The following is a 15089-nucleotide window of genomic DNA, read 5'->3' as shown; positions in this document are numbered from 1 at the left end:
GGCTGTTTCAGCTCGCCACGGCCAAACGACGGCTGTCGCGCTCCGCCACCAATTCGCGGACGAGCGGGATAAGATCGCGGCCATAGGCGATCGCATCGTCGAGCGGTTCGAACCCGCGGATCAGGAAATGATCGATTCCAATATCGTAATAGTCGAGCAGGGCGTGAGCGACTTGTTCCGGCGTTCCGACGAGACCCGTCGAATTGCCTTGGGCACCGGTCAATTGTGCGACGCCAGTCCAGAGCCGCGTATCCTGTCGCGCTCTGCTGGCGGTCTCCAGAAGGCGACGTGAGCCGTCATTCGGTGGCTGATGCCCGCTGATGGGCAGGCCCAAGGCTTCGCGATTGGCGCGGACCTGCGCGACGATGTCGTCGGCGCGGCGCCAGGCCTTTTCTTCCGTTTCCGCAATGACTGGACGCAACGATAGGGAAAAGCCGACCTCGCGGCCGTAACGCGCGGCGGAAGCTTTGACCCTAGCCACGATTTCTCTCGTGGCTTCAAGCGTCTCGCCCCAGGTCGCATAAACTTCGGCATGACGGCCCGCGACATCGATGGCTTCGGCCGAAGTGCCGCCGAAAAAGATGGGTAGATTGGTTGGATGGATGGCGCTGAGAGCTCCGCGGACCTGATAGAAGCGGCCGCTATGATCGAACGGCTGTGTCGCGTTCCATTCTTCCTTCAAGACGGTAAGATATTCGTCGGTGCGGGCATAACGTTCAGCCTTGGTGGTGCCGACATCGCCGTCGCGCGCCATTTCGTCATCGGCGCCGCCCGTGATGATATGGACGGCGACGCGGCCGTTCGAAAGCTGATCTAGCGTCGCGAGTTGACGCGCGGCGAGCGTCGGCTGGGTGAAGCCGGGACGATGCGCAACGAGAAAGCCGAGCGTGGTCGTGATGGCGGCCGCATGAGCGGCGACGATCTGGCTCTCAGGGGTATTTGAGCCGAAGGGGATCAGCACCCGGTCGAAGCCGCCGGCCTCCTGTGCCTTGGCAGCTGCATTGACATAATCGCGGTCGAGGATCCGATGCCGCACGCCATTGTGCAGCTCTGATGTATTGTTGAAACCAATATAGCCGATGAACTTGACGCCCATGGATCGTTCTCCTCGGTCTTTACTGTGAAGCTTGTCGCGGCATCTCGCCTTGAGAAAAATCACTTGTGAAAAATCAGATGACGAAAAAGCCATGCGTCGCGTCGCGCTGGAGCTGCGCAATCAGGCCGAATTCCCAATCGAGATAAGCCTGCATGGCTTCGGTTTTGTTGTCGGTTCCTTCATAGGGTCGTTTGTAGCGGCCCTCAGGACCGCGCGGCGGAGGCGCCACACCTTGGCCTTGTTCCAGTTCGCCGGAATAGCCGGGGGAGAGGACATAGACCTCCCACCCCATCTGGGCGAGCCAGGAGGCCGTCATCTCGGCCCTCGCGCCGAGATCGTCGGCGAGAACGATCCTCGCGCCGCGCACCGGCGCGAAATGATCCGTTTCCTGAACGAGCTGGCCGCCCTGAGCATTGAGAAAACCAGGGATATGTCCGAGAGCATAATCCTCCGGCAGGCGCACATCGAAACGATAGAGTGTGCGTCCTGGCTCCTCGGCCAATGCGGCGAGATCCGTGGAATCGATCCATTTGACGCCAGCGCGATAGGCGACCTCGTGCGTGCGGGACCGTGCTTGTGTCGCCGCATCGCCCTCAACGGCGGGCGCGCGGCGTTGTTGTCCCGTTTCGAGCGATTGACCGGCCAAGGTCCAGCCGATAGTGCCATTGCGGAGTGCGCGCACCGGATTAGGGAGACCGGCATTGATCAGGGATTGCGTGCCGATGATGCTGCGGGTCCGCCCCGCGCAATTGACGATGATCGTCGTTTGTGGATCGGGTGCGAGGGCGCCAGCCCGCAATACAAGTTCGGCTCCGGGCACGCTGGTGCCCGTCGGTATGCTCATGGTGCGATATTCATCGAACCGGCGGGCGTCGAGGACGACGACATCGGCGCCCTCGTCGATCAAGGCTTTGACCTCCTGGGCCGGCAGAGACGGTGTATGCCGCCGCTGTTCCACCAATTCACCGAAGGCCTTGGAGGCGCTGTTGACGTCCTGAAACAATTCATAGCCGGCGTCGCGCCAAGCCTGCAGGCCGCCCTCGAGAAGGCGCACGTCGCTGTATCCCAAGCCTTTGAAGACGGAGGCGGCCTTTTCCGCCAGCCCTTCTCCCTGATCATAAATGACCAGAAGAGCATCAAGCCGCGGCAACCGCGTCGGCGCCTCTATGGCGATCCGTTCCAGGGGAATCTGGGCGGCGAACAAGGGGTGTCCTTGCGCGAAACTATGCTCGTCGCGCGGATCGATGATCGTGATCTCATTGCGAGTCAAAAGAGCATGGCGGATAGAGCGGGCGTCAATGGTCGTCATACCTGGGCCTGATTCACAGAGCATTTTTGAGCGAAGCCGGTGTGCTGTGCGTCAAGAAAATGCGTTCCTTCAATGGTTCTGTTTTCGACAGGGATATTGGTCGGTCGGCGTGAGGCGAGCCTCTACGGCGGATGATGTTTCCCGCTGGACCATGATGACTAAGAGTAGGGAAGCGCAGAACGTACAGAACTTCAAATGAGTTTGTCTATAAAAATTATTAATATTTCCTCATGCATCGCAACTTTATAATTTCAAAAGGAGAATCAAAATGCTGGAGCTTTGATCCCTCTGAGCGAAGAACAGTCCGGGACGCGAAAGCATTCTTGTGACGTGGGTATGACTCATAGCGAGCGTCGCCTCGGAGTATGGGCCGGAATCTCCCGCACATGAACTGCGGTGGCCGGTTCTTGCCCAGACCGCGAAGCGCCAAAACTATGCTGATGATCGCGCTGATTGTGTGAGGGCGTTTTTCTGAAAATGCCAAATGCTTCGAATGCGAGTTATTGATTTAAGCTCGGCGCAAGCTTCTCTTGTTAGACAAGATGCATGACAGATTGGGTCCTGGTTTGGATCCAATGGCATCAGGCCGCTCTGTTGTACCGGCGAAAATCCGGTATGTCCCCACCTCTTTTTCAAATCATTTTTTGGGGCATACAATGTCTAGCCTTCTGACCAATACTTCCTCCATGACGGCTCTGCAGGTTCTCAGCCAGACCCAGCAGTCCTTGCAAAAAACACAAAGTGAGATTTCAACCGGCCAGCGTATTTCCAGCGCGGCGGATGGTGCCTCCTATTGGTCGATCGCGACCAAGATGAAGTCGACTGTCGGTGCGCTTGGTGCTGTCTCCGACGCCCTTGCCGGCAGCGCCCAGTTGGTTTCGACCATGAACAACGGCGTGATCAATTCCGTTTCCGTTCTTCAGGTGATCCAGCGGGACCTTGTGCAGGCCTCCAACCCTGGTGCTGATAAGCAGAAAATTCAGGACGATATCGGTACGCAGCAGAAGCTGCTGATCAGCATCGGCCAGTCTTCGACGTTCAACGGCATCAATCTCCTTGCGGCCTCTGCCGCAAGCACGCAGTCGTTTGTTGCTTCCTATGATTCGACCAACGGCGTTAGCAGCCTGAATATCGACACGAGCAATACGCTTCTGTTCACCACAGATGCAAATGGTGTCTATGCAGCCACAAGCAGCGGCGCCGTCGGCATTCTCGACAAGGCTGGTGCCAATTACACCGGTGGGTCGGTTTTGAACTTCGATATCAGCTCGGCGACCGCCGGTGATATCGCCAATATCTTGAAAGATGTCGGGTCGGCGATCGACAAAGTCACCGCGGCTGGTAGCTACTTGGGCGCGACGACCAACAACATCAATGTCCAGGCGAACTTCATTTCCAATCTGAGTGATTCGCTGACGTCTGGTGTTGGTGCCCTCGTTGACGCCAATATGAACGAAGCCTCGACCAAGCTTGCGGCCCTCCAGGTTCAGCAGCAATTGGGTATCCAGGCTCTGAGCATCGCCAATTCGAACACCCAGTTGATCCTGCGCCTGTTCCAGTAATCCCTTCGTAAGACCAGACGGCCCCAGCGGGCCGTCTGGTTTCGATGTCTTCATGAAAAAGGCCGCGCTCTTCAGAGCGCGGCCTTTTTCATGATCATATTCAGGCAAGCTTCACCCTGCATCTTCAGTCAAGTTTTATCCATAGAGGATTGAGGGGGCACATGACCGTTCGAGAACAAATCGAGCGTCTCTGGGCGAATTTGCTGAAGCTTGGCACGAAGCGTCTGATCACGCTTGCGGTCGTCGGCGTTTCTGTTTTCGCAATGACGGGATTAGCCGGATATTTCCTGAGTCGGCCGGCGCTCGAGGTCCTCTATTCTGGCCTGGACAGGCAGGACGTCAGCCGGATCGCTTCCGCTCTCAAGGAGGCGGATATTCCTTTTGATGTCAATGCTGACGGCAATAGCGTGCTGGTTCGCTTCGGGGAAACGGCGAGAGCGCGCATGCTCCTAGCGGAAAAAGGTCTGCCCAATAGCCCGAACGCTGGCAATGAACTGTTCGACAAGCTCGGATCTTTGGGACTGACGTCGTTCATGCAGGAAGTGACCCGTGTGCGCGCCCTCGAAGGGGAATTGGCCCGGACGATCCAGCTCATGCATGGCGTGAAAGCGGCGCGCGTTCATATCGTCATGCCGGATGAAGGCTCTTTTCGCCGGACACGTCAACCTCCCTCAGCTTCGGTCGTCGTACGAATGGAGTCGAACGATGATCCGAGTGCGGCAAAGGCGATTCGTCATCTTGTCGCATCCGCCGTCCCGGGCATGACGGTTGAAGAGGTCACGGTTCTGAATACGGAGGGTGTGCTGCTCGCATCTGGAGCCGATACAGTCGATGGCGCTCCCAGCGGCATGATCATGCTCGAAAAGGCGGTCTCTCGGGAAATCATTGATAATATCAGAAAGACTCTGACGCCTTATTTGGGTCTACGCAATTTCCAGATCAGCGTCGCGGCTCGTCTCAACACCGATAAGCGACAGACGAATGAAACGATCTACAATCCCGATTCGAAGGTCGAACGTTCCATTCACGTCACAAGGCAGAATCAGAATTCACAGAACTCCACGGTCCAATCCCCGACATCGGTCGAACGCAATCTTCCTCAGGAAAATGCACGGTCCGATGATGGCAAGCAATCGACTGAGGAAAGCCAGAAACGGGATGAACTGACCAATTATGAAATCTCTTCAAAAGTGGTCAATACCGTCAGCGGCGGCTATGGAATCGACAATCTGTCCGTGGCGGTCCTTGTCAATCGCGCGAGCTTGATCTCCTCCCTGGGTGAAAAGCCCACGCCGGACGCGTTAGCCAAGCAGATGAACGAAATTGAGATGTTGGTCGCATCAGCGGCGGGTGCTCATAAGGAGCGAGGAGACATCGTCAAAATTTCGGCTGTGGACTTTATCGATCCAAGTCATGAACTCGAGCCGCAGCCGCCGCCATCCATCGGTGAAATGTTCCTGCGTCAGTCCACCAATCTCGTCAACGCGGCCACGATCCTCGTTGTGGCGATCCTCCTCATCTGGTTCGGCTTGCGTCCGGCAACCAAGGCCATTCTGGCGAATACACGAAGCACCGCGACAGCGATCGATCTGAGAGATGAGGAAGAATTCCAAGCCTTGGAGGATGATGACGCACCGCCGGCCTTGCCTGTCTGGTCGCCGCCTTCTGAACCCAATCTTATCGAGGATTTGACCAGTACGCCAAGACACACACCTCAGAAGCGGCTCGAACAGATCGTCGAGTATGACGAGCAGCAAGCGGCCGCTGTCTTAAAGCAGTGGATTCACCAAGGGGAAGAAGTATGAATACGCGGCCCGTCAGTGAATTCCTCCGAGACTTTAACGCGCTTGAAATAAAAAATAATAGTGGCGGCTCCGCTGGCGTGCTGGAGCATGACGTGAATATAGACATTGAGCGGGAGGATGATCTTTCCGCAAAACTTCTCGCGGCGCGAGAAGAAGGACAAGCGGCGGGACTAACGGAAGGCTTGAAACAAGGGGAAGCTCGGCTTGCACAAGAGCGGCAGGAATTCGACCGTCGTTTTGGTGAGGCCAAGACTCTTTGGTTGGAGCAAATTGCACGTTCTCTAAAAGACGAGTTTTTGTCAGCGATGAACCTCGTTGAGAACAATATCGTCGATAGCGTAGAGCATGTTCTGAAACCCTTCCTTGAACATCAAATTCGGCATCACGCTCTTTCTGAATTGAGGCGCATCATCGACTCTTTGTATCAAGACAATAACAAGCAGTTGATCGTCATGAGCGGGCCAAAAGACATTCTCGACGTGCTGACAAAAGACTTACCAATGCCGGTGCAGCGGATAGACACTGATCCTACAAATATTGACGAAGTCAGGATCACTGCCGGTAAAACCGAAGTCCAAACACAAATCCACGCATGGATTTCATGCCTGGAAGATGCATTGGAGCATTGAACATGTCGGAAAATCATAATGAAATTGTCATTATCAAGCGCCGTGTGTCTCATGAGGGGGGGCATCATGGAGGTGCATGGAAAATTGCCTTCGCCGATTTCATGACCGCTTTGATGGCTCTGTTCCTTGTCTTATGGTTGATCAATTCCGCGAATGAGAAAACCAAGACGTCAATCGCCCGTTATTTCAATCCGATCAAGCTCGTTGATATGACGCCGATGCAAAAGGGTTTCCGCAATCCCTCCGAGAAGGAAGTGAAAGCCGGCGAAGCGAAGACCAAATCGTCTACCGAGGCGGAAAAGGAAAAAAATGAAGGCTCATCTCCGGACAAGCCTGACACGGCGCAGCTGCCGCAATCGAAATTGGCAAAATATTCCGAAGATGTCCTGTTCAGAGATCCCTATGCAGTTCTTGCCGAAATCGCTGACAAGACACTAAACCCGCCGCTGAAAGCCCCGGCAAGCGATCTCCAGGCCAGTGATGCGGAAGTAGAGAATAAAGGCGCTGATGTTTACCGCGATCCTTTCGCGCCTTTGATGCCTGCTCCTTTTGCCTCAGACGAAACGGATCCTGCCGATGTGAAGACGACGGGTATGAGCGGCGTGACGGTCGATCATGCCTCAGCCAATGCCGCACCTGTTCATTCGGCGTCATCTTCGTCCGTGACCAGTGAACGTCTGAATAAGATGAATGGACGAGGCGGGGAAGAGAAGAAAGGCCAATTGCAGAATGGGGAAACATCCTCACAGCTTTCCGTAACACCTAAGGAGGATAGCAAGGAACTGGTTGCTGAACTCAACCGCATAAAAAGCGAACTGAACAGTGTGCAGAAAAAGATATCAGCGGCTCCATCGACTCCCATTATTGAAGTGGAAAGCACCAGTGAAGGAGTCCTTTTGAATCTTACCGATGATGTCACTTATTCAATGTTTGCGGTGGGATCTTCGGAGCCGCAGAAGCAGACCGTCCAGATTATGGAAAAAGTCGCTGGCATCCTGAAGTCGCATACGGGCAATGTCATCATCAGAGGATATACGGATGGGCGCCCCTATAAGGATGGTGTCTACGACAATTGGCGCTTGTCGACGTCGCGCGCGCTCATGGCGCAATACATGCTGATTCGCGGGGGCCTCGATCCTAAGCGGGTTGAGCATATCGAGGGCTATGCGGATCGACATTTGAAAAATAGCGAAGATCCTAACGCCTCGGTCAATCGCCGGATCGAGATTTTGGTGCGGAAGGAAAAGCCATGAGACGACAGGTTACCAACCTCCTCGCAATGGTCTTATCGTTCTGTTCTCTGTGTGAGGGAAGCATGGCGCAATCGTGGAATTCAGCTTCCGCGAGTCCCTCGGCGGAGCAGTCTGGATCCGGGACTGTCGTTCCGCTGAATATCGTTCCGCATCCAGAGAGGTCACCTGTGGAAATCGTTCGTTCGATCATGACCTTGCAGGATCAAGTCGTAAGCGGAAAAAAGCCGGTAGAAACGGCAATGCCCAAAATTATGAGCCAAATGGCCGATCATTTATTGGCGCAAAACCCTGATGTTTGGAAAGATCCTAAAAATATCGAAGCTTTGATCACTTATCTCCTGAGTGGGGGACAATCGCGGGTCGCCAAGAAAATTCTCGAGATCGACACATTACCCTCGGAGCAAAGAAATCTCCTTGAGGCTGTTTATGCCTATATCACGGGTCATAAAACGAGGGCCGAAAATCTATTGGCGACGGTTGATCCACAAACCTTGTCGGCTCTGCTGGGCGCGCATGTCGCTTTGATCAAGGCTCTTCTGGTTGCAGAAAGTGATCCTGCCAAGGCTATCTCTTATCTGGATACGGCACGTATTCTCGCTCCCGGAACATTGATAGAAGAAGCAGCTTTGCGGCGGGAAATCTTTCTCGCTGATAGCGCCAATAAGCTTTCGAAATTTGTATTTCTGTCACGTCAATATATTCGTCGCTTCCACAATTCTGTTTACTTCGATAACTTCTACAAGCATTTTTCAGCTGCCATTATCCATTTAGGTCTGGCCGATAATGTCGAGCAAGTCGCCAAACTGGACGATCTTATCGCCGAGATGAAACCAGGGGAACAAGCACGAATTTATTTAGCCATTGCTTATAAGAGTTTGATCAATGGACGACTTCCAGTGGCTTCCTTCGTGCTTGCCAAAGCGTCCGCTCTCACGCGTGAGACATCGAGTACTCCGGATCAATACAAATTATATCAGGCTTCGGTGGACTTCCTGGCAGGCCATGCGGAAAAAGGTTTGAACACCATCTCGCAATTGGATGAATCGAACCTCACGGCTTTGGATATCAGCCTGGCGCATACAATCCTGGAGATTGGTGGGGCGATTCAGTCATTGGATCATGAATCTCATTCGGCGCAGCATGCACATGCTCAGCCTGACGCTAGCTTGGTCGATCATGATGACATCCAGGATCTTGGAGAATTAGCAACAAGATCGATCGAAGCGACCGATAGGGTGTTGCGGGGAGAGAATTTATGAATTCCGCTGATGGAGTGCGCCGGAGCTTTACGTTTATCAGATCGGAAACCGACGTTAAAGCGAGTTACGCAAATAGCGATGCTCAAAAGAATCCAGCGCAGCAAGGTCATGAATTTGCTTCTGTTCTTTCGGGGGTGTCGGATTCTACCTCAACGGAGAATGCCGGTAAGAGTCCTTCGCCATCTGGTGTCAGATCTTTGCAGCGGAATATGATGACTTCATATTCCAGTCAAAATGATGATGCTCTGACGCCGAAAGCCGGAAACACTCAGTCAGTGGGAGCTGCCGCTGTGCCAGAGCAAGGTCCTTCTCTCATACAGGAAAAGCTTTCCTCGAGTTTGGATCAATTACCTTTTACATCTGATGTATCATCAGACGTCATAAAGGCACAGGTGCAAGCTTCTGTTCAAACAGAGGCTGAAAATCAGTCTCTTGCAGATTATTCTTCTCATGATCGTACTCATGACTTGACGCACCGGCAGCTTAATACGTTCGGAACGATTATGAAAGATTCGAACGAAATAACTGATGGTGGACATCCAAAGATCCCAACGAATTCCACGAAGGATAAAAAGGACCTTACGCTTGCGCCCCGGCTGGCCGGCAAAATAGACAAAAAATCTTTGGCCGATCGTGATACAAAAGATGTTTCGAAAGCCTTTGTGGCGGACACGACAAGTCCCATCATCGATAAGAGTCTATTGCCCGAAGGTGTTCTGACATCTGGCATCCTTATTAATGAAGCTGACTCGAAGACACTCAAGCGGCGGAGTCCGTTGGAGCAGAAAACACAATCTTCAGATCAGCTGATGGGAATGCCTTCGTTCATTGGCCCTGCTCCCGTTCTATCTGGGGGACAACCTTTAACCTCTGTCACGGAAGCAAATGGTTTATCGCGTGAAGCAACAATGACGACGGCTGGGCATGAGATACAAACAGGAATCGATGAAATCGGAACGAATGTGTCCTCGCATGCCGGGCACGAATTATCGTCATTGGGTAGCAATTCTGTTGCTTCGATCGTCGGTACCCTAAGCAAAGAGACGCATTTTTCTCCAAGCCCAGAACCTTCAGCTGTTCATCAAATCATAGACAAGGTCGTGGATAGTCTTGCCCCTACTCATTCTCCAGATATATCTCAGGGACTTCTGGTTACAGGTGCGGCATCTGACAATACGGACAATAATATCTCTTCCCCTCAAAATTCAAAGAACATATCGAGCGGAAATGTTGATGTGATTCAAAGCCAAAAAGCCACGCAAAAATTGACGGTCTTGAATTTCAATCTTGTTCCCGAAGGTCTTGGTTCCGTCAATATTAAGCTTCGTCTCTCCGGCTCGAATTTACACCTGGAAATGAACCTTTCTTCCTCGGAGACGGTTCGAATGATTGATCGAGACAAGGATGCTCTTACGGAACGACTGGCCGCGACGGGATATACGCTCGATACAGTGAATATTAAACTACACGAGTCTTTTCCGAATGGTTCTTCCACGGGTTCGATGACGGATAATGGCGCATATCATTCCAATCATGGAGCGGCTTTTGGAGGGGAGCAAGCCTTTGGTTCCAATGCGAGTCCTTTCGCAAAAGGAGGGCAGCCTTCCGAACACCGCGAGTCGAGGAAAGCGGGCGATAAGCAGAAGAATATGGAAGGAAATGAGACTACACTGGCTCCTCGCCGGACTGATGGTCTTTACCTCTAACGAAATCGTAAAAGCGGAAATTGTATCAACGCATCTTTGCGAAAAGGAAATGTCTTGGGCGTCGCATAAATATAATGTTCCTTTGCCGGTGCTTTATGCCGTTGGGCTTACGGAAACGGGGCGGAAAGGTTCATTGCAACCTTACGCCTTGAACATAGAAGGACCGTCGTATTTTGCCGCGACCTTGCAGGAAGCGCTCACGCGTTTTTCGACAGCCCGAAGGACAGGCGCGAAATTGATTGATATCGGTTGCATGCAGATTAATTATTATTTCCACGGACGCAATTTTTCGAGTGTGGAGGCGATGTTCGATCCCCATCAAAATGTCGATTATGCTGCGCGTTTCTTGCGCGATCTTAAAGCTAGGGAAGGAAGCTGGACATTAGCCGCTGCGCGGTATCATGCAGGACCAGATAATAATGCGGCTCAGAAACGCTATGTGTGTAGCGTGATCACGAATATGGTTGCAACGGGTTTTGGAGCCTGGACAATGAATGCCAGGAACTTCTGTCATTGATTTTGCACAGACATGCTCACCAAGAGTTTCTCTTGTTCCGATTTGAGGAGCGGGTCAATACATGATATGAATTGGTTCTGCTCCATTTCCTACTGGAAATAAGCGTACATCGTGTACGGCAGGGGTTTCCATTTCGGAAGAGCTTCCAAAGGGCGTTTGCGTATGCGTAATCTCATCACCGATGTACCGGGGCTCTTGGTTGGCCATTGTCATGATGAGCAACGTGCGTCCGGTGTCTCCGCTGTCATTTTCGAAGCGCCCGCGCGTGCTTCCCTCGCGGTCCATGGTGGGGCGCCAGGCGTGCGTGATACCGCTCTTCTTGAACCGGAACGGACTGTTCAGAGGGTCGATGCCTTGGTCCTTTCGGGCGGTTCAGCCTTCGGTCTTGATGCGATGGGGGGCGTGCAGGCATGGCTCCGTTCCCGTGGGCGTGGCTATGCGGTCGGCAATGTTCTGGTGCCGATTGTCCCAGGAGCGATTCTTTTCGATCTCTTGAATGGTGGGGATAAGGATTGGGGTGAGGAGCCATTCTATTGGTATTTAGGACGGCTTTGCTGTGAGCGTGCCGCAGCCGACTTTGGTCTTGGCAGTGTGGGCGCGGGTTATGGGGCGACGACCGCCGATCTCAAAGGAGGACTCGGCTCGGCAAGTGTTCTGACATCCGCTGGTTTTCATGTCGGGGCTCTCGTGGCGGTTAATGCGTTGGGAACCGCGACGATTGGCGGTGGGCCGCATTTCTGGGCGGCGCCTTACGAGCAGGGGAGGGAGTTTGGCGGGCTGGGCTTTCCGTCTTCCTTGCCGCCCGAAGCTTTGGCGATCCGCCTCAAAGGCGATGGTGCGGCCGCTTCCATCGGACAGAACACCACGATTGCCATTGTTGCGACGGATGCCGATCTGACCAAGGCCGAGGCGAAACATGTGGCCGTCATGGCGCATGACGGCATGGCGCGGGCTCTACGCCCAGCCCATGCGGCCATGGACGGTGATTTAGTGTTCGCCGCTGCAACTAGTACCGCGCGCCAGTCTCCCAGTCCGCGAGAATTGACGGAAATAGGTGCGCTCGCCGCTGATTGCCTGGCCCGCGCCATTGCTCGCGCCATTTATGAAGCGACAGCCTTGCCTTTTCCGGGTGCCTTGCCCAGTTGGCGCGACAGATTTGACACTCTGGACAGGCGCGGCAGCCTAGCTTAATTCATCGAATGACGCCCTAGTTTAGAGAAAGCTGGAGCAGGCCGCCTGATTCCGATTTAAAGAGATGCTCTCGAGCATTTCCAGCGAAGCGAATGCCCTTCGTGTCAGGAAAATGCATTCCATCACCAGGCTAGAGTTTTCCCTTCCCCCGTCGGCCTGTTTCCGGCCACCGTTAAATGAGCTTACGATGATTCCGCGTTATGCCCGTCCCGAAATGGTAGCCATCTGGGAGCCGCGTACGCGTTTCCGCATTTGGTTCGAGATCGAAGCCTATGCTTGTGAGGCCATGGCCGAGATCGGGATCATCCCCAAGGAATCCGCCAAGGCGATCTGGGAGAAGGCGAAAGATGTCGAATTCGATGTCGAACGGATCGATGAAATTGAAAAAATCACCAAGCACGATGTCATCGCCTTTTTGACGCATCTTGCCGAATTCATCGGCGCCGACGCGCGTTTCGTGCATCAGGGCATGACATCCTCGGATGTGCTCGATACGTGTCTGGCGGTGCAGCTCTCCCGTGCGTCGGATCTTCTTCTTGCTGATCTTGATGGTTTGCTGGCCGCGTTGAAGCGGCGTGCCTTCGAGCACAAAATGACGCCGACGATCGGCCGCTCGCATGGAATTCATGCCGAACCGGTGACCTTTGGTCTCAAGCTCGCTCAGGCCTATGCCGAATTTTCTCGGGCGCGGGAACGTCTCGTTTATGCGCGCAAGGAGATTGCGACCTGTGCCATCTCCGGCGCCGTCGGCACATTCGCCAATATTGATCCGCGTGTGGAAACCTATGTCGCTCAAAAGCTCGGCCTCGCGGTCGAGCCTGTTTCGACGCAGGTGATTCCGCGCGATCGCCATGCGATGTTTTTCGCGACACTGGGTGTCATCGCTTCGTCCATGGAAAGACTTGCGGTCGAGGTCCGGCATTTACAGCGCACCGAAGTGCTCGAGGCCGAGGAATATTTCTCGGAAGGCCAGAAGGGCTCCTCGGCCATGCCGCATAAGCGTAATCCTGTCTTGAGCGAGAATGTCACGGGCCTTGCCCGGCTTGTGCGCGGCATGGCGGTCCCGGCCATGGAGAATGTCGCGCTCTGGCATGAGCGGGATATTTCGCATTCTTCGGTCGAACGCATGATCGGCCCCGATGCCACGATCACCCTGGATTTTGCCTTGGTGCGGCTGACTGGTCTTATTGATAAATTGTTGATCTATCCCGCTAATATGCAAAAGAATCTCGACCGGTTGGGTGGCCTTGTCCATTCACAGCGGGTTCTGCTCGCCTTGACCCAGAAGGGCATCAGCCGGGAGGATGCCTATGCTTATGTCCAGCGCAATGCCATGCCTGTCTGGCGAGGGGAGGGTGAGTTTCTGCCGCTCCTGAAGGCGGATGCGGATATAGCAAAAGTGTTGAGCCCGGCCGAACTCGAGGAATTGTTCGATCTCGGCTATCACTTCAAGAATGTCGATGTCATCTTCGATCGTGTCTTTGGTGAATCCTGACGCCGCCACTGCGGCTGCACAATCATCGGTACACAATCATCGGTCAATGAGGTTTCCATGAACGAGAGTCTGATGTCGGAACAGGTTCAGCTTGATGCTCTGATCGCGACAGTCGTCGCCGATCCTCACTTGCATGCCCGCTGGCTCAATACATTTTCTTTCATGGAATATATCGGTTTTCGCAAAATCGTGAAAAGCCAGCAGGCGGAACATATGACGGCGCAGATCCTCGCCCATGCGATGGAGGAAGGCCGTCATGCCTTGGGACTCAAGAAACTCGCGATCAAGCTTGCGGGACCGGCTTTCGATTCCTACGAGCCGGAAACCATGCTCTGTTCGGAAGCTGCGGAAGCCTATATTCAGACGCTTGACAGGACTTGCGAAGCGCAATTCGCCAGCGCTCCCGAGGCTGAACGTGGCCGGCTCACTTATCTCTATGTGACCTGGCTCATCGAAAAGCGTGCCCTGGACGTTTATAACACCTACAAGGCTTTGCTGCCGCAACAGGAAATTGTTGCGAAGCTCGAGGGCTTGCTGCTTGAGGAGGGCCGTCATCTCGCCGATGTCGAGGCTTCCATGAGATCCAAGGATCCGGATTTTACGGAACGTGCGGCCTTGTTGTTGCCTCGGGAGGCGGCTCTCTATGAGACCTTCCTTGGCGAACTCGCCGATGCCTTGCGTTCCTGTTCCGTGCCTGCGTGAGTGACCCGTATGCGTACATCCGAAGCGGAAATCCTTATTGTCCCCGGTCTCGGGGGCTCGGGAGATGATCACTGGCAGAGCCGTTGGAACGAAAAACTGCCGACGGCCCGCCGTGTGCTTCAGGATGATTGGCTCAATCCCTCGCGCGAAGCTTGGACGGCGCGCATCGCCGCTGATGTCGCGCGGGCCGAACTGCCAGTCATTTTCATCGCCCATAGTCTTGGGGTGCTTGCCGTCGTCCATGCCGCACCCTTGATCGACGCGAGCAAGGTCAAGGGCGCGTTTCTCGTTGCGCCGCCTTCAGCCGCCGCAATCAGGGATATTGCCGCGATCGATTCCGCTTTCGCGCATGAGATCGAGACGCCCTTGCCCTTTCCTTCGCTGGTGATCGCCAGCCGCAATGATTCCTATGCCACGTTCGAGGACAGCGAAGCCCTGGCGATGAAACTTGGCGCCACGCTCGCCGATGCTGGTCAATCCGGTCACATCAATATTGAAAGCGGGCATGGCCCCTGGCCGGAGGGTTTGATGCGCTTTGCCGGATTTTTGAAGGGGCTGTAGACGA

13 protein-coding genes are annotated in these 15089 nt (G+C 54.1%); 11 read left to right on the top strand and 2 right to left on the bottom strand.

What is annotated here, in order from left to right; translation table 11 throughout:
• Positions 1-7 precede the first annotated feature (7 nt).
• Together BIND_RS13575 and BIND_RS13570 are read right to left on the bottom strand one after the other, a co-directional pair.
• Entirely contained in the window at positions 8-1096 is a 1089-nt protein-coding gene (locus tag BIND_RS13575) for an LLM class flavin-dependent oxidoreductase (protein ID WP_012385615.1), read from the bottom strand.
• Positions 1097-1169: 73 nt separating this feature from the next.
• Positions 1170-2405 (bottom strand): rhodanese-like domain-containing protein, encoded by a 1236-nt coding sequence (locus tag BIND_RS13570; protein ID WP_012385614.1) that lies wholly within the window; start codon positions 2403-2405, stop codon positions 1170-1172.
• Between the two features lie 530 nt (positions 2406-2935).
• Here BIND_RS13570 and BIND_RS13565 point away from each other — a divergent pair.
• The 11 genes from BIND_RS13565 (at position 2936) to BIND_RS13515 (ending at position 15085) form a co-directional block, all read left to right on the top strand.
• A complete protein-coding gene (locus BIND_RS13565) occupies positions 2936-3967 on the top strand; it encodes a flagellin N-terminal helical domain-containing protein (protein WP_244395896.1) in 1032 nt (343 codons plus the stop codon).
• Positions 3968-4128: 161 nt separating this feature from the next.
• On the top strand, positions 4129-5772 hold the full coding sequence (gene fliF, locus BIND_RS13560) for a flagellar basal-body MS-ring/collar protein FliF (RefSeq protein WP_012385612.1): 1644 nt from the start codon (positions 4129-4131) through the stop codon (positions 5770-5772).
• Entirely contained in the window at positions 5769-6401 is a 633-nt protein-coding gene (locus BIND_RS13555; RefSeq protein WP_012385611.1) for a hypothetical protein, read from the top strand. The genes fliF and BIND_RS13555 overlap by 4 nt, the downstream gene beginning before the upstream one ends.
• Entirely contained in the window at positions 6365-7654 is a 1290-nt protein-coding gene (locus tag BIND_RS13550; protein WP_081433774.1) for a MotB family protein, read from the top strand. The genes BIND_RS13555 and BIND_RS13550 overlap by 37 nt, the downstream gene beginning before the upstream one ends.
• A gap of 62 nt (positions 7655-7716) precedes the next feature.
• Complete coding sequence (locus BIND_RS13545) at positions 7717-8913, top strand: hypothetical protein (protein WP_158304393.1); 1197 nt, start codon at positions 7717-7719, stop codon at positions 8911-8913.
• Positions 8910-10619: a flagellar hook-length control protein FliK gene (gene fliK / locus BIND_RS13540; RefSeq protein WP_012385608.1), complete on the top strand. Its 1710-nt coding sequence runs from the start codon at positions 8910-8912 to the stop codon at positions 10617-10619. Before BIND_RS13545 ends, fliK begins: the two co-directional genes overlap by 4 nt.
• Entirely contained in the window at positions 10603-11136 is a 534-nt protein-coding gene (locus BIND_RS13535) for a transglycosylase SLT domain-containing protein (RefSeq protein WP_012385607.1), read from the top strand. The genes fliK and BIND_RS13535 overlap by 17 nt, the downstream gene beginning before the upstream one ends.
• A 162-nt stretch (positions 11137-11298) precedes the next feature.
• Positions 11299-12327, top strand: a complete 1029-nt coding sequence (locus BIND_RS13530; protein ID WP_012385606.1) for a P1 family peptidase — start codon at positions 11299-11301, stop codon at positions 12325-12327.
• A gap of 187 nt (positions 12328-12514) precedes the next feature.
• Positions 12515-13822, top strand: a complete 1308-nt coding sequence (gene purB / locus BIND_RS13525; protein ID WP_012385605.1) for an adenylosuccinate lyase — start codon at positions 12515-12517, stop codon at positions 13820-13822.
• 57 nt (positions 13823-13879) lie between these two features.
• Entirely contained in the window at positions 13880-14524 is a 645-nt protein-coding gene (locus BIND_RS13520; protein ID WP_012385604.1) for a hypothetical protein, read from the top strand.
• A 9-nt stretch (positions 14525-14533) separates the two neighbouring features.
• Positions 14534-15085, top strand: a complete 552-nt coding sequence (locus BIND_RS13515; protein WP_012385603.1) for an RBBP9/YdeN family alpha/beta hydrolase — start codon at positions 14534-14536, stop codon at positions 15083-15085.
• Positions 15086-15089: the final 4 nt, after the last annotated feature.

This window comes from Beijerinckia indica subsp. indica ATCC 9039, assembly GCF_000019845.1.
Classification (GTDB): domain Bacteria; phylum Pseudomonadota; class Alphaproteobacteria; order Rhizobiales; family Beijerinckiaceae; genus Beijerinckia; species Beijerinckia indica.
This window is presented reverse-complemented; position numbering and strand designations above follow the sequence as displayed.